This is a genomic window from Acidobacterium capsulatum ATCC 51196 (assembly GCF_000022565.1).
Lineage (GTDB): Bacteria > Acidobacteriota > Terriglobia > Terriglobales > Acidobacteriaceae > Acidobacterium > Acidobacterium capsulatum.
In genome coordinates this window covers 2,524,487-2,543,556 of record NC_012483.1, presented here as the reverse complement: position 1 = coordinate 2,543,556, position 19,070 = coordinate 2,524,487, and the positions used below count along the sequence as shown (strand labels likewise).

Genomic DNA, 19,070 nt, shown 5'->3' with positions numbered 1-19,070 from the left:
TGATTCCGCATCTCAACCAGCAACGCTCATGCCACCTGTCACGCAGCCAGACGTTCTCTCTCCGCTACGAACGCGCTCACGCGCGGCGCGTTGGCTCGGCGACGAGCAGTTGGATCTGCTGGCGCGCCTGCTCGATGAATGGTTCCGCATTCCCGGCACCAGCATCCGCATTGGTCTCGATGGCCTGATCGGCTTCATCCCCGGCATCGGCGACGTGCTCGCCGGGCTCACCTCGCTGTTGCTTATCGGCGCGGCCTGGCTGCGCGGCGTGCCCTATGCCACACTCGCGCGCATGAGCATCAACGTCGGACTCGAAGTGCTCATCGGTTCCATCCCGCTCGCGGGAGATTTCTTCATCGTGGCCTTCAAGGCCAATCGCCGTAACTACCGTTTGATGACGCGCCAGCTTGCAGAGCCGCGGCGTCACACCTGGAAAGACCGCTGCTTTCTTGCTCTCGCAGCACTTTCGCTCGCGCTCATCTTTGCCGCGCCCATCCTCGCGCTCGCCATGCTGCTGCGCTGGTGGCTGCGTTGACGCCGCATACATCCTGCTGTGATGGAGCGTGCTGTCGCATCCTGTAATCTGGCAGAAACCGGTAAGGAGCGCCGAATATCTTGAAGATCCTGCACGCCATACAATCGCTATCTCCCGCGGATGGCGGGCCGCCCCAGGCGGTACGCAACCTGATGCGCGCCTACGCCTCGCTGGGCGTGGAGGGCGAGGTATTCTGCCTCGACACCCCGGGGACCGAGTTTCTCAATGAGGTTGCCGCGCCAGTCCATGCCTTGGGACCGCGCAGAGGAGGCTTCGGCTATTCGAGCACCATCCCCCACTGGTTGAATGCGCATCTGCCCGCCTACGATGCGCTCGTGCTCCATGGCATCTGGAATTACACCAACGTGGCCGCGCGCCGCACCATGCTCAAACTCAAGCGCCCCTACGCCGTCTTTCCTCATGGCGCGCTCGATCCCTGGTTTAACCGGCAATATCCGCTCAAAAAGCTGAAGAAGCAGATCTTCTGGCCCTGGCAATACCCGGTGCTGCGCGATGCCAAAGCCGTCCTCTTTACCAGCACCACCGAGCGCGACCTCGCCGCCACCAGCTTTCAGCCCAGCCGATGGAACGCCCTTCCCGTTCCCTACGGCGCCATGGAGCCCGAAGACAATCCGGCTGCCCAGACAGCGGCATGGTTTCAGCACGCACCATCCCTTGTCGTGGACGGCCGCCCTCGCCGTTATCTGCTGTTTCTGGCCCGCATTCATGAGAAGAAGGGCTGCGACTTGCTGCTCCAGGCCTTCGCCCACATCGCCGCGTCCGCGCCCGATCTTCATCTGGTCATCGCCGGTCCCGATCAGGTGGGCCTGCAGGCCAAGCTGCAACAGCAGGCTGCGCAGGCTGGCATCGCAGACCGCGTCCACTGGCCCGGCATGCTGCGGGGCGACGTCAAGTGGGGCGCGCTGCGCCACTGCGAAGCCTTCGTGTTGCCGTCGCATCAGGAGAACTTCGGCATCGCTGTTGCTGAGGCCCTGGCCTGCGGCAAACCCGTCCTCATCTCAGACCAGGTGAACATCTGGCCGGACATTGAGGCAGACGAGTCTGGCCTGGTCGAAAAAGATACCCTCGAAGGCACGTGCAAGTTGCTTGAGCGTTGGCTCGCGCTCAACCCATCCCAGCGCGAAGCCATGGTCTCCCGCGCGCTCCCATGCTTCCGCAAGCGCTACTCCATGCAGGAAACAGCGCGCGCCATCCGTGATCTCTTCAGCACTCCTTAGCGTTCTGCGGCACACAAAAAATAAACGTAACCAGATCGGTTACGTTTATTTTTCGTTCTGTAATGCCCGCTATTTCGTCAGCATTTCGAGCAGGGCATCGAAGTCTTCCAGGCCCGAATACTCAATGATCACGCGCCCGCGGCCCTTCTTGTCCTCAATGCGAACCCTGAGCCCGAGCGCCCGCTGCATCTGGTCCTGCGCCTCGCGTACATTCGGATCAATGGCTGGCTTCTTCTCTTCGCCGCCTTTCGCCTGCTTGCGCTCAGGATGCAAAATGCCCTGCACATAGCTCTCCGTCTGCCGCACCGACATCGAGAGCGCCAGCACCTTTTGCGCCGCCTTCTGAATCGACTCCGGATCTTCGAGCGCCAGCAGCGTGCGCGCATGCCCAAAGCTCAAATCGCCGGACTCCACTTTGGCCTGCACCTCCCCGGGGAGCTTCAGCAGCCGCAGAAAGTTCGAGACCGAGGCGCGATCCTTGCCCGTGCGCTTGGCCATCTGCTCCTGCGTCATCTGAAATTCGCGGCCCAGCCGCTCATACGCGCGGGCCTGTTCCATGGGATTCAGATCGGTGCGCTGCAGGTTCTCGACGATGGTCATCTCCATCGCCTGCTGGTCGGTCACCTGCCGCAAAATCGCCGGAATCGTCTCTTTGCCCGCGCGCTGCGAGGCCAGCCAGCGCCGCTCGCCGGCAATCAGTTGAAAGCGCCCCGTCGGCAGCGTCCGCACCAGAATCGGCTGCACCACCCCCGTTGCCGTAATCGACGCCGTCAGCTCAGCCAGTTGCTCCTCGTCAAAGTGGGTGCGCGTCTGCCAGGGATTGCGCTCAATCTCCCCCACCGGAATCTCGCGCGGCTTGCCCACCTCAAACACCGGCGCGGTGATGCCGGCCTTGGGAGCCTCCGGTTCGGCCTTCGCCTGCACGCGGGGCAGCAGCGATTCGAGTCCCTTGCCGAGCGCGCGGCGCTTGGCACTGTCTTTAGCTTGATCGGGTGCGGTCATGAAATGGGGTCCTGAACTTTTCGGTGAAATAACAGATACAGCCGCCTAACCCTCCGGCAGCCGGGCCCAAAAGCGTGCTTACTTTGAATATGGCCAGAAGCGAATGGCCGGGCGATCCTTGTTTGCCTTGGCGGCCTTCTCGCGTTCCTTCGCTGCCGGGCTTTCGATGCCGTGCCGCCCCAGCAGCTCCAATGCCAGAGCCTGGTAAGTCTCTGCCCCTCTGGAGCGCGGATCATACAGCGCCACTGGCTTGCCGTAGCTCGGCGCTTCTGCCAGACGCACATTGCGCGGAATCGTCGTCTGAAACAGCTTCTCCTGAAAGAAGCCGCGCAGATTCTCCGTCACCTGCTGCGCCAGATTGGTGCGGTCGTCATACATGGTGAGCAGCACGCCCTCGATCTGCAGCTTCTCATTGAAGGCTTCGCGCACCCGCTCCAGCGTGTGCATCAGCTCACTGATGCCTTCGAGCGCAAAATACTCCGCCTGCATGGGGACCAGCAGCCCATCGGCCGCCACCAGCGAATTGAGCGTCAGCAGGTCCAGCGCCGGAGGGCAATCCAGCAATATATAGGTGTACTTTTCGCGCACTGCATCGAGCGCCTGCTTCATCTTGAAGGCCCGCTGCTCCTGCTGAATCAGCTCAACATTGGCCCCAATCAGGTTTTTGCTCGAAGGAACCACCGACAGCGTGGGAATCTCCGTCGGGAGCGTAGCTTCTTCCAGCGTGCACTCGCCAATCAGCACATCATAGGTGCTCTTCCGCTCGTCATCGCGGGCAATGCCGAGCCCGCCGCTGGAGTTGGCCTGGGGGTCGCAATCGATAAGAAGCGTGGGCAAACCCTCCAGCGCCAAAGCTGCGGAAAGGTTAATCGCGGTGGTGGTTTTTCCGACCCCACCCTTCTGATTGACGACGGCTAGAACCTTACTCATTACGCTATCGAGACTACCGGCTCCGCCGCCCCTTCAGCAAACAGAACTGCTTGTGGGTAAAGTGGAGGGAATTGTGGGAAACGCCCAAAGGGCTTCTGGGAGGGGTCCGCTAAGTCCCGCATTCTGCGGCAGATAGCCTTTCCTGTCGATTGCTGCGGAAATGTTGCAAAAATGGCGCATCGGTGGAAAACTTTGCCCGGAATAGAGGGCAATCGGCAATGTTCCACGTGGAACACCCGTCCCGTTTTCACCCGGGACCACCCGGTCCAGCATCTTGAAGACCTTCTATGTTCCACGTGGAACATACGCATACTGCGCTCAAGAGCAGCCCCAGGCTGAACTCCGATGTTCTACGTGGAACATCACTCTGCAGGTCCTCCGCAGCGAGTCTCTAGCTTTCGTGTTCCACGTGGAACATCATCCTGCTCCCCACCAGCAACAACCCCTGCTCTGCATGCGGCAATCGAAGCACGGAAGGCCAGCTCCACCCCGGAAGCACCCCCTTTGCCTCCTCGCGCAGGCGCTCCGTCGTAAACACCATCATCGTGCCCTCGGCAGCCACCCGCTCTGCCGCCGCCCGGCACGCATCCAGCATCCGGTCCACCGCCCGCAGCGTCACGCAGTCAAAGCACCGTCCCACAGGCATCTCTTCCACTCGCTCCGCCCATACCTCGGCCCGTAGCCCCAGACTCCGCACCGCTTCCCGCAAAAACGAAGCCTTGCGCCCCTGTGACTCCGCCAGCGTCACCGAAACCTCCGGCCGCAGCAGCGCCACCGGAATCCCCGGAAATCCCCCTCCAGAGCCAAAATCCAACAGCGTCTTCGTCCCTTCCGGAAGATTCCGCGCGCAAAAAACGCTGTCCGCAAAGTGCCGCCGCACCATCTGCTCCGGCTCCCGAATCGCCGTAAGGTTGGTCCGCGCATTCCACTTCAGCAAAAGCGCCAGAAAAGCCCCCAACCGCTCCGCTTCCGCCCCGGAAACCGGCGTCCCGCAACCTTCCAGCAGATTCCCGATTCTTTCGGCATGCAGTGCAGAGACTTCGCCGCTCATTGCGCACTCCCCGCGCCGTTCGGAACCTCTTTCCAGGCCTTCACCGCCTCCAGAAAGCTCTCGAAGATGCGCCGCGAGAAGGCATCCGTCTCAAGCGTCCGCTCTGGATGCCACTGCAGCCCCATCACATACGCTCCTGTCCGTCCCTCGGCGGCCTCAATCACGCCATCCTCCGGGCAGCTTCCCGCCAGCACCAGCCCATCGCCGAGCCGCGCTACGGCCTGATGGTGGCTGCTGTTTACCGGAGACTCGGCTTGCCCCGCCAGCCCCACCAGCCGCGATCCCTCCGCGAGCCGCACCGTGTGCGCGACGGCGGGCTTCTCTTTGGGCGAGTGATTCACCGGCGAATCCGGCCTCTGCGTGGGCAGATCCTGCACCAGCGAGCCGCCCAGCCACACGTTCATAGACTGAAAGCCATAGCAGATGCCCAGCACCGGCTTGCGCAGGTTAAAGGCATCCTGCAGCAGCAGCTCGTCTGCTGCCTCGCGGGCCGGGTCCTCAGGCTTGGCCCCGGCTACCGCCTCCCCAAACTTTGCGGGATTCACATCCGCCGGGCTCCCCGGCAGCAAAACACCCTGGCAACTGGCCAGCGTGCGGGCAATCTCGGCCGGAGCCGCGCTCAGCGCAATCTTGACCGGCTCGCCCCCGGCGGCTTCCACTGCGTTCGCGTACTGAATCCACGAGCGCTCGTTATATTTCGCGTTGTTCAGGGTCGGTTCAGGAATGGCAATGCGAGGACGAGTCATAGGCAGTCCTTTTTGCGGGCAGCCGGAGGGCGCACCCGCATCAATTGTGAGATTCGGTGGCTTCCTGCAGCACCGGGCTTTCCACAGCCGGGCGCGGCAGATAAGTATGACCGTAATAAAGATCGGCAATGGCCGCGTACAGGCGCGCCGTCAGCTCATTCACCTGCTTCATGGAGTATCCCGAAGTCTCGATCGGCTCGCCCACCACCAGCGTCACCGGCACCGCATGCAGTTGGCCTGCATGAATCGGCAGCAGCTCATGGGTTCCAATCAATGCCATCGGCACAATCGGCACCTGCGCGCGAATGGCCATGAAAGCAGGCCCATTCAAAAACGGGGCCAGATGTCCATCCCGCGTGCGCCCACCCTCGGGGAAGATGAACAGCGGCATGCCCGACTTCAGCGTGCGCACCGCCGAGCTCAGGCTCGCAATCGAGGCCCGGGGATTGTCCACATTCACCGGCACCTGTCCCGAGCGCTCCAGGTGCCACCCGATGAAGGGCAGCTTCCACAGATCATGCCGCGCCACAATTCGGAACTGGAAGGGAAGCGTCGAAAAGATGACCGGGGTGTCCATGTAAGAGAGGTGATTGCACGCATACACGGCCACCTGCGGCTTGAGCCGCTCGCCATGCAGCACGGTCAGCCGGCCTCCGCTCGCCGCCACGCACGCCCGCGCCCATCGCTGTGCGATGCGGTGCTGCCATTTTCCGTCTTTTTCCACGAGCGAGGCCAGCAGCGAAAGGCTGCCAAAGAAGGCCGTCGCGCCCAGAATCGCCGGGGCACGCAGCGCCACATTCGCGATGCGCTCTCCCAGGGAGAGTTTTTCCGGGCGGGGGGCCAGCGTTTGCGTGCTCATGCCGAGATCGCCTTCTTGCGCAGCGCTCCCACCAGGTAGACCGAGCCAGCCACCACCACCAAACCCTCTTGCGGAGTGATCTCCCAGGCCGTTTCGAGCGCCGCCGCAGGGTCCGCCGCCTCCAAGGCGTCGGCCTGGACGGTGGCCGCAGCCTCACGCAGACTCTCCATCGTGGCCGCGCGCGGCGAGTCCACGGCGGCGAGCACCACGCGGTCAAAGATCGGGAAGAGAATCTGCGCCATCTCATCGAGCGCCTTGTCGCGCAGGCAGCCAAACACCAGCGTCATCGAGGCAGGCGCCGGTTCCAGATGCGCGAGCGCCGAGCGCAACGCCCACGCTCCGGCCGGATTGTGGGCCACATCCAGCAGCACATCCGCGCGGCCTTGCTGGCGCACAAGCTCAAAGCGGCCCGGCCACCGTGTCGCATGAATGCCCCGGGCAATCTGCTGCGCATCTATTTTGTAACCCTGATGGTTGCGTAATTCCGCCGCTGCCGCAATCGCCAGCGCCAGGTTGCGCTGTTGGTGCGCGCCTTCGAGCGGCGCGTCAATCTCAATCGTCTCCTCCAGCACCGTCAGTGGATACCGATTGTGCGCCCCGGCCTGGGTCGGATCCAGAAAGGGCAGGTAAATCGCGGCATTCACGCCCCGCGCGCCCAGCGCCGTGGCAACCTCTCCAATCGACTGGTTCGCTTCAGGGTGCTGCGGCAGCGTCACCAGCGTGCCATTCGGCCGCAAAATGCCCGCCTTCTCGCGCGCAATCGCCGAGATCGTCGAGCCAAGATACTCCATGTGGTCCAGCGCAATATCGGTGATGACTGAAATCAGCGGCTCCACCACGTTGGTCGCATCCAGACGGCCCCCCATGCCCACTTCGAGCACGGCAATCTCGATGCCCGCTTCGGCGAATGCTACAAACGCCGTGGCCGTCACAGCCTCAAAAAAGCTGGGAGGCTGTGGCAATCGGCCTTCCTGCTGCAACTTCCCGGCGGCGGCTTCCACCTGCGCAAAGGCGCGGGAGAACGCCTCGTCGTCAATCATTTCGCCGCCGATGCGAATGCGCTCATTCACGCTCTCCAGATGCGGAGACGTATAGAGCCCCGTGCGATAGCCGGCCTCGCTAACAATCGACGCCAGCGCCGCCGCCGTGGAGCCTTTCCCATTGGTGCCCGCAATCAGCACCGACGCAAATCGCCGCTCCGGGCGGCCCAGCGCCTCGCACAGCGTACGCATCTCTTCCAACCGAAACTTGCGGCGTGCGTCGCCCAGCTCGGCGGCAAGAGCAAACAGCCGGTCCTTCGCATTGGCCTCGACGGCACGGATCGTGGTCATAATTCTGATTTTATCCGTTGTTGTGCCGCCACAAGCACCCGCTCCCGCAGGCTTCGCACGCACCAGAAAGAAAACCCCGGCACGCAGCCGGGGGGAGAAAGTATGTGGCACAGGTTCTTTATCGACTTCTACGGTAGGCCTCTGACGCAGGCCGTGTCTTGCGCCCGGGGATGGGTTCTTTCCTCCACCTCCAGGTGGAGAGTTCAGCTCAGACCCGGCTTCCGTGCTTGATGGCCGTCACGAATTCGTCATGAATTTTCCTCGCGGGTAGGAACAACGAATGTGACCGGCGTAGAATCCGAACGCGTAGAAAAACAGACGCTCAATCGACTCGTAAAAAGGATGGCTGATGGCAAACGGAAGAGCAGGATTCTGGCGTGGCGTATTGTGGGTAATTCTGTTGGAGGTTCTCGCAGGACTGGGCTTCTATCTCTTTGTCTCGCTCGGCGGCCTTCCCATGACCGCCGATGCGCAGCCCGGCGCCCTCGAAACCTGGGCTGCTCACGTCAGCATGCATGGATGGCTCGGCCATCATGTGCCGCATGTTCCCGACACGGTTGCCGTCAATGACCAGACGCTGATGCACGGCGCGGCCCTCTATCAGGCCAACTGCGCCGTCTGCCACGGCGGGGCAAATTACGCGCCCAGTGAGCTGCGCAACGGCGTTTATCCCGGCGCGCCCCAGTTTGTGCATGTCAACCAGGAAGGCCACGGCGAACATCACGGCGGCCATCACGGCCACAAGGGCCCCGACGACTTTGGCTACTACATCATCAAGCACGGCATCCGCTTTACCGGCATGCCCGCGTGGAAGTACAGCATGTCCGACGACGACATCTGGTCGGTCGTGAACTTCATGCAGAACATGGACCACCTGCCGCCCGACGTCCAGGCAGCCTGGCAGAAGATGCCCATGAGCCCCATCGCTCCTCAGCCGGCTTCCATGCAGATGAACTCCACGCCCTCCGGCGGATCCGGCTCGCCCACTGCATCATCCAGTGGCTCGCCCGCAAAATAAACCCTGGCCCGGGCCGCGCGCCCCGTTCTCCTTCGGCATCCAATTTGGCCGGAGAAGATTATGCGCGTGCCCCGGGTCTTTCCTGCTCTTACCTTAGCGGCTGCATTGCCGTTCACCCTGCTGATGGCGGGCTGCCACAAAAACGCGGCCACGGCCGCGGCAGCCCAGCAACAGCCAGCGTCGGGCGATCCCGCGGCAGCCAATCTGGCCTATGCCGGCAATACTTCGCAGTCTCAGACCGGCACATCCGCCAATCCGCCGGCCCCCCCGGCCGACACATCGGCATCCACGGCGCAAACGGTGGCCAGCCCTCCCGCGCCTCCGGCCGACGAGGCTCAATCCTCCGCCCAGGCGGCCGCGCCGGTGAGTGCGGCCAGCTATGACTCCCCGCAATACGCCAGCCAGGACTATGCACCGCAACAGGATGACTCCGGCCAGCAATACGCCCCGGTCGATGAGCAGCCCGTCTATGCCTCCGAGCCGCCGCCCCAACTGCCCGAGTACACCCAGCCCGCCTGCCCCGGCGACAACTACATCTGGACGCCCGGCTACTGGGCCTGGGGCCCGTATGGCTACTACTGGGTACCCGGCGCCTGGGTGCTTGCGCCTTACTATGGCGCGCTCTGGACCCCCGGCTACTGGATCTTCGCGCTCAATCGCTACGAGTGGCATCACGGCTATTGGGGGCCGCACGTGGGCTTCTACGGCGGCATCAATTACGGCCACGGCTACTGGGGCAACGGCTACGAGGGCGGCTACTGGCGTCAGCAGAATTTCTACTACAACCGCTCCGTCACCAACGTGAACATCACCGTCGTGCGCAACTACTACAACTACCGCGTGGAAAATCACTATAACCAGACCCGCATCGCCTACAACGGCGGCCGCGGAGGGTTGAACTTCCGCCCCACGCCTGAGGAGTTGGCCGCCCGCCGCGAGAGCCATTACGGTCCCTTGCCCGCGCAACGGCAGTTCATCGAGGCGGCGCGCAACAACCGCAACCAGTACACCCGCTTCAATCATGGCCGCCCCGCCACCATCGTGGAGCACCGCGCCTTCAACGGCGGGCGTAAGGCTCCGGCGCCGCCTCCGGCCAATATGCACGTGCTGCCGAGCTTCCGTCACGCCGGGCCAAATCCCTCCGCCCAGCGCGGACAGCAGCAGCCGCAGAACCACGGGCAACCGGGCCGCGAGCCAAGTCGCGTCCCGCAGGCGCACACCTCTCCACAGCAGTTCCGTGCCGTGCCGCAGCACGGGCAACCGCAGCAGCACACCGAGCCTGCCCGTCCTCAGCAGCAGCGGCAGCCCAACCGGCCGCAGTCTCCACAGTATCCACAGTCCCCGCGGCCCATCCAGAATGAAAATCGAGGTAACTACCGGCAGCCTCCGCAACAAGCCGTCCGGCCCGGAGTGAACCGCGTCCCGCAGACTCACCCCGCGCAGAGCCGCCCGCAGTCTTACCCTCACCCGCAGCCGCAATCGAGGCCCCAGGCTCGCCCGCAGCAGGAGCAGCATCCCCAGCCCCAGCACCAGCAGTTCCAGGCGAGGCCCCAAAACAGACCTCAGCCCCAGCAGCGGCCCGAATCGCACCCCCAGCCAAGGCCGCAAGCCCGCCCGCCGCAGCACGCGCAGCCGCAACATCCTGACAACCACCCGCAGCACGGGCCGCCCAGATAAAAGGTCCGAGATAAAGGACCCGAGAGCCCACTGAGAAGCTCCAGGCTCGCACCCGGCTGGCCCGGCTCCTTCCTGCTGGTCCGGGCCGCTTCCGTTGTTCTATGGTGAAGAGGCTCATGCAAATACGCTCCGCCATCCCGCGGGCTGCCCGGCTGCACACCGTCATGCTTTGCCTTTTGGTGCTCGCGACGGCGCTCCTGTGCTTCCGTCCGGAATGGGTCCTCGGCCTCGGCCTGCACTGCGGCCTCAAAACCCTCTTCGGTCTGAAATGCCCGTTCTGCGGCATGACGCGAGACTTCGCCGCCATGCTGCATGGGCACCGTCCCGCCCTCAATCCCGCATCGCCGTTTATGGCATTCGTCATTTACGGGGTGTACCCTGTGGCCGTGGCAACGGCCTGGCGGCGCAGGCGCTTTGACTGGTTTTCAAAGCCTGTCGTGCACCGCGCGCTGGCCGTCTGCCTGCTGGCGATGTTTCTGCTCAACAATCTTGTGTGAGGTCTGGGATGTCCTTTGCCTTTGGGTTTGCGATTGTCATCGTGATCGCCATCTTCGTCTACACTGATGCGCAGAAGCGTGGCATGAACGCCTTCCTGTGGGCGCTCGGCACGCTGCTCTTCTGCATCGTCTTCTTTCCGCTGTACCTGATCCTGCGCAATCCTGTGGTGCTTGTGCTGCCGCCGGGAGTGCCCGGGCCGGTGAGCACGGGCCCGCGCCTCTGCGCCACCTGCGGAAAGTACTACGAGGGAGCAGCCCAGTTCTGCCCGCATTGTGGCGCGCGGCAGGGGTAGGTTCCGAAGGCAGTGCGTAACTTGCTGAATACAGGCCGGTTGCAGCCGAAGATTAAAGAAAATGTGAATGCGGGTTCACGTTTAGACGCTTTTCCGGTGAGCACGGCAGATAAGCCTTTTATTTTGAGTGATTTGTGATTAATGTGAATAGGGATTCACGTTTATTGCGGAAATTCGCGGGAAAACGGATCCTAAGGTCTTGTTTTGCAATCGCTTGCGAGAAATGTGAATTCAGATTCACTTTTGTCCCTGTTTTTTCCCGGAGATCCCAGAAAGAGGCCTTACCTCCGTAACTCCTGCTATTTCATTGTTTTACAGGCAGGCCAAAATGTGATTCCGGATTCACGTTTTTCCGGAGAAAGCGATAGGAAAAAGACCCTGTATTTATAGTAGCTGGAATGGGGGATATTTCCGGCATGATGAGTGCCGGAGAGGCTCGGTGTCTTCACGGAGAATCGGCCATAAAGCCTGAGTCTTAGACTCTCATCGGATTTCTAGCAAACTCTGCTAGCTTTCGATTCCGACAGCTTGTTGGATTTTTCGGGAAAGATTATCAAAGTCGGTGTAACAATCACGAACTGCGTAGACATGTGCTCCGATCGCGCCGTCTGCCGGCTTCAGCAAGAAAATCGGCTTGTGGGCCTCCATCGCCATCGGCATCAAGCTGCGATAGTGCTTCAGCATCGCTAGACAGTGCTGGTCACGCTCTACTGAAACATCCCCATCGGCAGGCTCAGCCAGAACAGATCTCCGGTATTCGGCTGGAATCTTGTCCATCCAGCGGCGGTACGCCTGTACCGGCCGATCCGCCCGAGTCGCGTGCTGCATGCTGACGTATCCGACTGGACGCATGTTGCCAGATGGAAGCAGAAGCTCGGGGTCTGGATTCTTCGTCCTCAATTCCTGCCATGTCTTTCTCCAGTCATGTAACCGTGGCCCGAGATTCCGCAATCCTTGCAGCGAAAAGAGGTCAGAACCCAAAGGGACAACGACGTAATCCGACGCAATGAGAGCGGCTCGATTGATCGCCCCTAGATTGGGTCCAACATCAATCAAAGCTATTTCTGCGTCCGCCTTGTCACCTGCCTGACGAATCGCACGATAGAAGGCCGTCATTGTTCTGAAGGCAGCCTCTTCGCGGTTGTGGCAGAGAGGCCAAGCAGCAGAGAGCTTATCTTCAAAGGTCGACAGAGAGAGATCGCCAGCCAGCAATCCAAGGTTCGGGAGGATTGTTTCGACGTGTGGCTCCGCCAAATCACCCTTCCCGCGCCGGATGGGTTCAATCACGCCGTCTATGGTCAGAGGGTGCCTGCCGTCAGGCCACAATTCCTCCAGGCGGTCCTCATCGAGGAACATGCTGGTGAGATTTGCTTGTGGGTCAAGATCAACAGAGATCAATCGTTTGCCACGTCCGGCAAACATCCACGACAGGTGGTAAACAAGGGACGTCTTGCCCACGCCGCCCTTGTTATTGAAAAACGCGATCGTGATCATGGTTTTGCCCATACCGTTACGCCTACGTAGTTTGGATCAAATGTGAAATCCGGTTCACGGTTGCCATTCTTCGCCAGCACATCCTTGGCGCGAATTACACCTCTGCCGAATCGATTCACGAATCCGAGGGTTTTCATGGCTTCGGCGATGATGGGGTTCCGATAGCTGTTCTGTTGGGGAAAGTTCTCGCGAGTTGCTTCGCCATAGAGGCCGCCCGGATTTTGAATCTCTATGTGGTCTTCAAACCAATAAAAGCGAATGGGCGCCGTCGATTCATAGGATCTATGCAAAACCGCATTCATGAGGAACTCGCGGAGCGCTACCTCTGGATAGCTCACAATCATCTCTTCGCGAAGCGGAGAGATTGAAAAAGGCTTCTGGTCCAGATAAATCTTGATCAGGAGGTCCAGCTCTCTGAGAACAGTGAGGAGGTCGCCCGAGATCGAACGCTCGGTCAATATCTCGTCATTCAGCGTCGTGCCTTGCACACGAAGAAACTGAATGTAGGCACCCGGCAAGTGCTGTAGCGGATTCTTTCCGAAAAGCAGGATTCCAGCATTTGTGGGGCACATCCTCTTTTGATCGTAGAAGCGCAGCGATGCAAGTTGATGCTCTATGCTTCGGTGGTTTTCCTGGATGATCTCGCGGGCCACTGCCTGGGTGAGGTAATTTGAGCGGAATAAATCAATCGAAAGATCTTCAATAGAGGAATCCCGCGCCGGTTGCGCATCGAAAGTGCGAGCATGCGCGATGCGGCGTTCGGTGAGAATTCTCTCCTCCTGCTCGTTGGCAACGCCCTTTCGTGGCCCAGTGCGGATCCAGACCTGTCCTTTGTATCTAACGGGTGGCAGGTCCGATGGGATGACCTCCACAACCGCAACATCTCCCTCGGGAAATGAAAATTTTGCGACATTTATCGCCGGCGCTGGAAGAATGTTTCCATCGTCACGTAGTGACCCCAAGGTTCGCAGCAATTCGTCAGTCACTGTCAGGCCACTCAGGGCGCCGTCATCTTTGACGCCTACGAGAAGATAGCCGGAAAAACCATGACCGGGAAGGTCGTTGCTAAAGGCTGTCACGGCCTTAGCAAACTTGTCCGTATCCCTTGTCGTAGTGGTTCGTTCGACATGATCAGATTCCAGATCGCGGCATAACTCGAGCACTTTATCCTGATCGATCACAAGTCCCCCGACTTCGTGTCGATCAGCGTCGTCGCCCGGCCGATGAACTCGTCCAGCGGCAGGCTGCCCTGGTCGCCCTTGCCGCGTGTGCGAACGCTGACGGCCCCGGCTTCCGCTTCCTTGTCGCCCATGATCAGCACGTAGGGGAACTTCTGCAGGGTGAAGTCGCGAATCTTGGCGTTCATCTTCTCGTTGCGGCGGTCGAGTTCCACACGGAAGCCGGCGGCTTCTAACTGCTGCTGCACCTTTTCCGCGTATGCCAGGTGCCGCTCGCTGATGGGCACGAGGCCAATCTGCACCGGCGCGAGCCACAGCGGGAAGGCCCCGGCGTAGTGCTCAATGAGCACGCCGAAGAAGCGCTCCACTGAGCCGTAGAGCGCGCGGTGCACCATCACAGGCTGATGGCGCTCGCCGTCTTCGCCCACGTACTCGAGCTCAAAGCGGGCCGGCAGGTTAAAGTCAAACTGCACCGTTGAGAGCTGCCAGAGACGCCCGAGCACATCGACCAGCTTGATGTCGATCTTCGGCCCATAGAAGGCTGCCTCGCCCGCGATGGTCTTGTAGGCGATGCCCTTGCGCGTCAACGCGCTCTCGAGCGACGAGATGGCGAGGTTCCACTTGTCGTCCGAGCCGGCATAGTTCTTGCGGTCGTTGGGGTCCCAGGTGGAAAGCTCCACCTGAAAATCCATGAAGCCGAAAGTGGTCAGCACCGACTGTGCAAAATCGATACAGGCGACCACTTCATCTTCAATCTGCTCAGGCGTGCAGAAGATGTGCGCATCGTCCTGCGTGAAGCCGCGCACGCGCAGCAGGCCGTGCATGGTGCCGGAGCGCTCATAGCGGTAGACGTTGCCCAGCTCGGCGTAGCGCACGGGCAGGTCGCGGTAACTGCGGGGCTGCGACTTGTAGATCAGAATGTGCCCCGGGCAGTTCATCGGTTTCAGCCGGTACTCGGCGTCGTCCAGCTCCATGGGCGTGAACATGTTCTGCGAGTAGAAGCCCTCATGGCCGCTGGTCTTCCAGAGCTGCACGCGCATCACGTGCGGGGTGTAAACAAGATCGTAACCGCGACGGATACACTCTTCGCGCATCCAGTCCTCCATGATCTTGCGGATCATGGCTCCCTTCGGATGCCAGAAGATCAGGCCCGCTCCGGCAATCTCCTGAATGGAGAAGAGGTCGAGCTGCTTGCCGAGCACGCGGTGATCGCGCTTGGCAATCTCCTCCAGGCGCGCAAAGTGCTCGTCGAGGTCTTTCTTTGAGAAGAAGGCCGTGCCATACAGGCGCTGCAGTTGCGGATTCTTCTCATCGCCCAGCCAGTACGCGCCCGCCAGGTTGGTGACCTTGAAGGCCTTGATGCGATTGGTCGAGGGCACGTGCGGTCCACGGCAGAAATCGACAAAGTTGCCGTTGCGATACAGCGAGATGGCTTCGCCGGGCTGCGTGAAGCGCTCGATGAAGTGGACCTTCATGAAGTCGTCCCCGGCCTTGAACTCCGCCAGCCCCTCTTCGCGGGGAATGAACTCGCGCACAAACTTGTCATTGCGCTGCGCAATCTCGGCCATGCGGCCTTCAATGAGCTTCAGATCCTCAGGCGTGAAGGGCGTCGGCCGATAAAAGTCATAGAAGAAGCCGGCATCGGTGGCGGGCCCGTGGCCGAGCTTGGTCTCCGGGAAGAGCTCGAGCACGGCGGTCGCCATCAGGTGGGCGGCCGAGTGGCGCAGCACCTTGAGCGCTTCCGGGTCCTTCTCCGTCAGCAGCGCGAGCTGCACGTCTTCTTCGAGCGGCGTGGAAAGATCGACGAGGCGCGGCGCGCCGGGATCGGCGGCCGAGTACATGGCGGCTTCGCTCGCCGTCTTGCTGTCGGCCTCAGAGCCTGCCGTGACCGTGGCAGCGGCGGGCTGTGTCGTTTGAATGCGCGCAACCACCGCAGCCTGCGCCAGGCGCGGAGAAATGCTCTCGGCCACCTGGAATGGTGTGGTGCCGGCCGGGAAGGTTTTGACGGTACCGTCGGGAAGAGTGACTTGAATTTGCTTTTCCATGATGAGCGTACATATAAGGATACTGCGAACCGTCGCCCCGAGGCTTGGGCGGATGCGACAGTAGAGGTTGAAGGAGGTGGTTCCGTGCCAGAGGAGTTGACGAAGAGAAGCCCGCGCCTGGGAGCACTGGCCGTGTGGCTGCTGGTCTGCTATGCGGTGGCCGCGCTGGGCACCGTGCCGACGACGCACGCCGTGGCCACCTGGTACGGGTCCCTGGCCAAGCCCGCGCATACTCCGCCCAACTGGGTCTTTGGGCCGGTCTGGACGCTGCTCTACACACTCATGGCCGTAGCTGTCTGGCTCGTGTGGGAGTCACCGGCGAGCTATCTGAGAACACGCTCCGTCTTCCGGTTCTGGGTGCAACTCGGCCTCAACCTGCTGTGGAGCTACCTGTTTTTTGGCGGCGGCCATCTGCTCGGCGGCCTGATCGACATTCTGGCGCTATGGCTGATGGTGCTCATCGTGACCGTGCACTTCTGGCACGTGCGCAAGTGGGCGGGCGCGCTGATGATCCCCTATCTGCTTTGGATCAGCTTCGCGGCCTATCTCAACTGGGGCGTCTGGCAACTGAATCCGGGCTTCGTGCTGCCGTAGGAACCGGCCGTATCACCCACATCTCTTCGAGATAGGGGGCACCCGGAAACGAGAAGCTGCTGTTTCGCTAATCGACAGCCACGCGCGGCACGCGGGCGGCAATGCTCGTCAGAATCTCCCACGGGATGGTCTGGCAGAGCGCGGCGAGGTCTTCCGCGGTGATGCGGTCGTTGCCTTGCTCGCCCAGCAGGACCGCTTCATCGCCAATGGCGGCTTCGGGAATGCCGGAGACATCGAGGATGGTCTGGTCCATGGAGATGCGCCCGGCAATGGGCGCGCGGTGGCCGCGCACCAGCACATGCCCGCGGCCCGAGAGCAGCCGCGAGAGTCCGTCCGCGTAACCGATGGGCAGCAGCGCAAGCCGCGTGGACCGGGCGGCGCGGAAGGTGCCGTTGTATCCGGCCGTGGCCCCGGCAGCGATGGTGCGCAGCGAGACGATGCGGCTCTTGAGGCTGAGGACCGGTTGGAACCCCTCCAGGGCGGAAGCCCCTCCTCTCAAGCTATGCGAATGTGCGGGCTGAAGCCCGTACCCTTCAGCCTTCAGACGCGGGCTCTGCTCCTCGCGTTCAGAGACGCTGCCGCCGGCCTGGGGCGTGTAGCCGTAGAGCGCCAGTCCGGGGCGCAGCATGAGCTGCGCATGATGTCGCGCGGCGAGAGCGCGCAGGGCGTCAAGTCCGTGGCCGGTCAGCAGGCTGGTGGAGTTGCCCGCATGCAGCAGAGCCGGTGCAAGCCCGGCGGCGGCAATTGTATCCACTGCGGTGGCAAATGCGGCAATCTGCGCGGCCGTGACGGGCGAGTCCAGTTCGTCGGGCGAGTGAAAGTGCGTCAGTACGCCCTCGATCAGCAGCGGGGAATCTGGCTCTTCGCGCAGCCTTCGCAGCAATTCCTCCAAAAGACCGCCGTGCGCAGCACCCTGGCGGGACATGCCGGTGTCGATCTCCAGATGCACGGGCAGAGCCTGCGGCGGCAGCTTGGCCTGACGGGCAGCGCGGGCGAGCAGGTCGAGATGAAAGGGCTCCCAGACGACGGGCGTGAGGCAGTGCTCCAGAACGGCCTCGGCCTCACCCTGCCACAGTCCTGACATGACGAGAATGCGCTGCGTGGCGCAGACGGCGCGCACGGCGACGCCTTCTTCAACCGAGGTCACGCCGAGCCATTCGGCTCCGGCAGCCGCAAGCCACGGGGCGCAAAGCGTTGCGCCGTGGCCGTAGGCGTTGGCCTTGACGACGGCAGCAAGGCGAATATCGGGCGAGGCAAGCTGCTGCAGCATGCTGAAGTTGTGCAGCAGGCGCGCACGAGAGATCTCTGCCCAGACCGGGCGTGTGAACGGGGATGACACGTTTCTATTGTTCACTATGCGGAGCGCTTCCGAGGGGCGGATCTTATGAACGCCGGGCGTCGAGAACCATTCAAGGAACGGCGCACTTCCAAGAGCAGGAGCACATCCCGCGCCCGATAGAAGCGGACGCGGGATGGCCGGAATGGTTTAGGTAACTACAGTTCGATCTGAGTCTGCTTGCGGAGCTCGCGCACGCGCTCCGCCATGGCGTACTTGAGCTGCTGCACGCCCTGGCCGGTCACGGCGGAGATTTCATAGAAGGGCAGCTTGCGGCGTTTGGCCATTGCGGCCAGCTTCTTGAGCTTGTCCGGATTCACGGAGTCGATCTTGGAGGCGACCACGATCACCGGCTTGTCTTCGAGCTCTCCGCCAAAGTTGGCCAGCTCGGCGGCGATGGTCTTGTAGTCGGCCACGGGATCGGGGCGTCCGCTGGCGTCAGAGACATCCACCAGATGCACGAGCAGGTGCGTGCGCTCGACGTGGCGCAGAAAGCGGTCACCGAGGCCCGCGCCCTCATGCGCGCCCTCGATGAGGCCGGGAATGTCGGCGACCACGAAGGTTTCTTCATGCGGCATTTCGCCGACGGTCACCACGCCGAGGTTGGGCTCCAGCGTGGTGAAGGGGTAGTCGGCAATCTTCGGCTTCGCCGCGGAGATGCGAGAGATGAGCGTGGACTTGCCCACGTTGGGATAGCCGACGATGCCAATGTCGGCGAGCACCTTGAGCTCGAGGCGCAGCGTGAACTCTTCGCCGGGGTAGCCCATCTCATGCTCACGCGGAGCCTGATGGGTGCTGGTGGCAAAGTGCTGGTTGCCGCGACCGCCGCGTCCGCCATGGGCGACGATGAGCCGCTCATCGGGCTGCTGGAAGTCGTGAAGCAGCTCGCCGCTCTCGGCGTTGTAAACGACCGTGCCGACGGGGACCTTGAGAATGATATCTTTGCCGTCACGGCCCGTGCAGTTGGAGCCCATGCCGTGCTCGCCGCGCTCGGCCTTGTGCTCGGGGTTGTAGCGGAAGTAGAGCAGCGTGTTGTGGCGCTGCGTCGACTCCATGACAATGTCGCCGCCGCGGCCGCCATCACCACCGGAGGGTCCGCCACGCGGAACAAACTTTTCGCGGCGGAAGGCCATGCAGCCATTACCACCGTCACCGGCCTTGACCCGGATTTTCGCTTCGTCGATAAACATTTGCTTCTTTCAGTGTAGCCAATTCGCTAGGCTCAAAACACGATTCCCCTGGATTG

At 61.9% G+C, this 19,070-nt stretch carries 18 protein-coding genes; 7 read left to right on the top strand and 11 right to left on the bottom strand.

Annotated elements, in window-relative coordinates; genetic code table 11:
- The first annotated feature begins 28 nt into the window (after positions 1–28).
- Positions 29–535, top strand: a complete 507-nt coding sequence (locus tag ACP_RS10370) for a DUF4112 domain-containing protein (protein WP_015897276.1) — start codon at positions 29–31, stop codon at positions 533–535.
- A gap of 80 nt (positions 536–615) precedes the next feature.
- Entirely contained in the window at positions 616–1,773 is a 1,158-nt protein-coding gene (locus tag ACP_RS10365; RefSeq protein WP_015897274.1) for a glycosyltransferase, read from the top strand.
- Positions 1,774–1,842: 69 nt separating this feature from the next.
- Here ACP_RS10365 and ACP_RS10360 read toward each other — a convergent pair whose 3' ends face one another.
- The 6 genes from ACP_RS10360 to ACP_RS10335 all read right to left on the bottom strand — a co-directional run bounded on the left by ACP_RS10360 (position 1,843) and on the right by ACP_RS10335 (position 7,692).
- Positions 1,843–2,775 carry a ParB/RepB/Spo0J family partition protein gene (locus ACP_RS10360; RefSeq protein WP_015897273.1) on the bottom strand — a complete coding sequence of 311 codons (933 nt, stop codon included), beginning with the start codon at positions 2,773–2,775 and terminating at the stop codon, positions 1,843–1,845.
- Between the two features lie 78 nt (positions 2,776–2,853).
- The gene (locus ACP_RS10355; protein WP_015897272.1) at positions 2,854–3,705 is read right to left on the bottom strand and encodes a ParA family protein; all 852 of its coding nucleotides are present in this window, start codon (positions 3,703–3,705) and stop codon (positions 2,854–2,856) included.
- Between the two features lie 391 nt (positions 3,706–4,096).
- Positions 4,097–4,756, bottom strand: a complete 660-nt coding sequence (rsmG, locus tag ACP_RS10350) for a 16S rRNA (guanine(527)-N(7))-methyltransferase RsmG (RefSeq protein ID WP_015897271.1) — start codon at positions 4,754–4,756, stop codon at positions 4,097–4,099.
- Positions 4,753–5,502, bottom strand: coding sequence for a gamma-glutamyl-gamma-aminobutyrate hydrolase family protein (locus ACP_RS10345; protein ID WP_015897270.1), 750 nt, complete (start codon positions 5,500–5,502; stop codon positions 4,753–4,755). The genes rsmG and ACP_RS10345 overlap by 4 nt, the downstream gene beginning before the upstream one ends.
- A gap of 40 nt (positions 5,503–5,542) precedes the next feature.
- Positions 5,543–6,361: a lysophospholipid acyltransferase family protein gene (locus tag ACP_RS10340; RefSeq protein ID WP_083770580.1), complete on the bottom strand. Its 819-nt coding sequence runs from the start codon at positions 6,359–6,361 to the stop codon at positions 5,543–5,545.
- Complete coding sequence (locus tag ACP_RS10335; RefSeq protein ID WP_015897268.1) at positions 6,358–7,692, bottom strand: bifunctional folylpolyglutamate synthase/dihydrofolate synthase; 1,335 nt, start codon at positions 7,690–7,692, stop codon at positions 6,358–6,360. Before ACP_RS10335 ends, ACP_RS10340 begins: the two co-directional genes overlap by 4 nt.
- A gap of 349 nt (positions 7,693–8,041) precedes the next feature.
- On the opposite strand from ACP_RS10335, the gene ACP_RS17400 reads away from it, so the two are divergent.
- From ACP_RS17400 to ACP_RS10315, 4 genes are all read left to right on the top strand, one after another.
- Positions 8,042–8,710: a c-type cytochrome gene (locus ACP_RS17400; RefSeq protein ID WP_015897267.1), complete on the top strand. Its 669-nt coding sequence runs from the start codon at positions 8,042–8,044 to the stop codon at positions 8,708–8,710.
- Between the two features lie 60 nt (positions 8,711–8,770).
- A complete protein-coding gene (locus ACP_RS18470) occupies positions 8,771–10,387 on the top strand; it encodes a YXWGXW repeat-containing protein (RefSeq protein ID WP_015897266.1) in 1,617 nt (538 codons plus the stop codon).
- 116 nt (positions 10,388–10,503) lie between these two features.
- Positions 10,504–10,884, top strand: coding sequence for a DUF2752 domain-containing protein (locus ACP_RS10320; RefSeq protein ID WP_041839489.1), 381 nt, complete (start codon positions 10,504–10,506; stop codon positions 10,882–10,884).
- 8 nt (positions 10,885–10,892) lie between these two features.
- Positions 10,893–11,177, top strand: coding sequence for a zinc ribbon domain-containing protein (locus tag ACP_RS10315; protein ID WP_015897264.1), 285 nt, complete (start codon positions 10,893–10,895; stop codon positions 11,175–11,177).
- Positions 11,178–11,684: 507 nt separating this feature from the next.
- Here ACP_RS10315 and ACP_RS10310 read toward each other — a convergent pair.
- From ACP_RS10310 to thrS, 3 genes are read right to left on the bottom strand one after another with little or no spacing between them, the layout of a single operon-like run.
- Positions 11,685–12,671: a ParA family protein gene (locus ACP_RS10310; RefSeq protein ID WP_041840184.1), complete on the bottom strand. Its 987-nt coding sequence runs from the start codon at positions 12,669–12,671 to the stop codon at positions 11,685–11,687.
- A complete protein-coding gene (locus ACP_RS10305) occupies positions 12,668–13,852 on the bottom strand; it encodes an ATP-binding protein (protein ID WP_015897262.1) in 1,185 nt (394 codons plus the stop codon). Before ACP_RS10305 ends, ACP_RS10310 begins: the two co-directional genes overlap by 4 nt.
- Positions 13,849–15,894: a threonine--tRNA ligase gene (thrS, locus tag ACP_RS10300; protein ID WP_015897261.1), complete on the bottom strand. Its 2,046-nt coding sequence runs from the start codon at positions 15,892–15,894 to the stop codon at positions 13,849–13,851. Before thrS ends, ACP_RS10305 begins: the two co-directional genes overlap by 4 nt.
- Positions 15,895–15,990: 96 nt before the next feature.
- On the opposite strand from thrS, the gene ACP_RS10295 reads away from it, so the two are divergent.
- Positions 15,991–16,488 carry a TspO/MBR family protein gene (locus ACP_RS10295; protein ID WP_041840183.1) on the top strand — a complete coding sequence of 166 codons (498 nt, stop codon included), beginning with the start codon at positions 15,991–15,993 and terminating at the stop codon, positions 16,486–16,488.
- A gap of 67 nt (positions 16,489–16,555) precedes the next feature.
- Here ACP_RS10295 and ACP_RS10290 read toward each other — a convergent pair whose 3' ends face one another.
- Both ACP_RS10290 and obgE read right to left on the bottom strand, forming a co-directional pair.
- The gene (locus ACP_RS10290) at positions 16,556–17,827 is read right to left on the bottom strand and encodes an alanine racemase (RefSeq protein ID WP_041839488.1); all 1,272 of its coding nucleotides are present in this window, start codon (positions 17,825–17,827) and stop codon (positions 16,556–16,558) included.
- Positions 17,828–17,982: 155 nt separating this feature from the next.
- A complete protein-coding gene (gene obgE / locus ACP_RS10285) occupies positions 17,983–19,014 on the bottom strand; it encodes a GTPase ObgE (protein WP_015897258.1) in 1,032 nt (343 codons plus the stop codon).
- Positions 19,015–19,070: the final 56 nt, after the last annotated feature.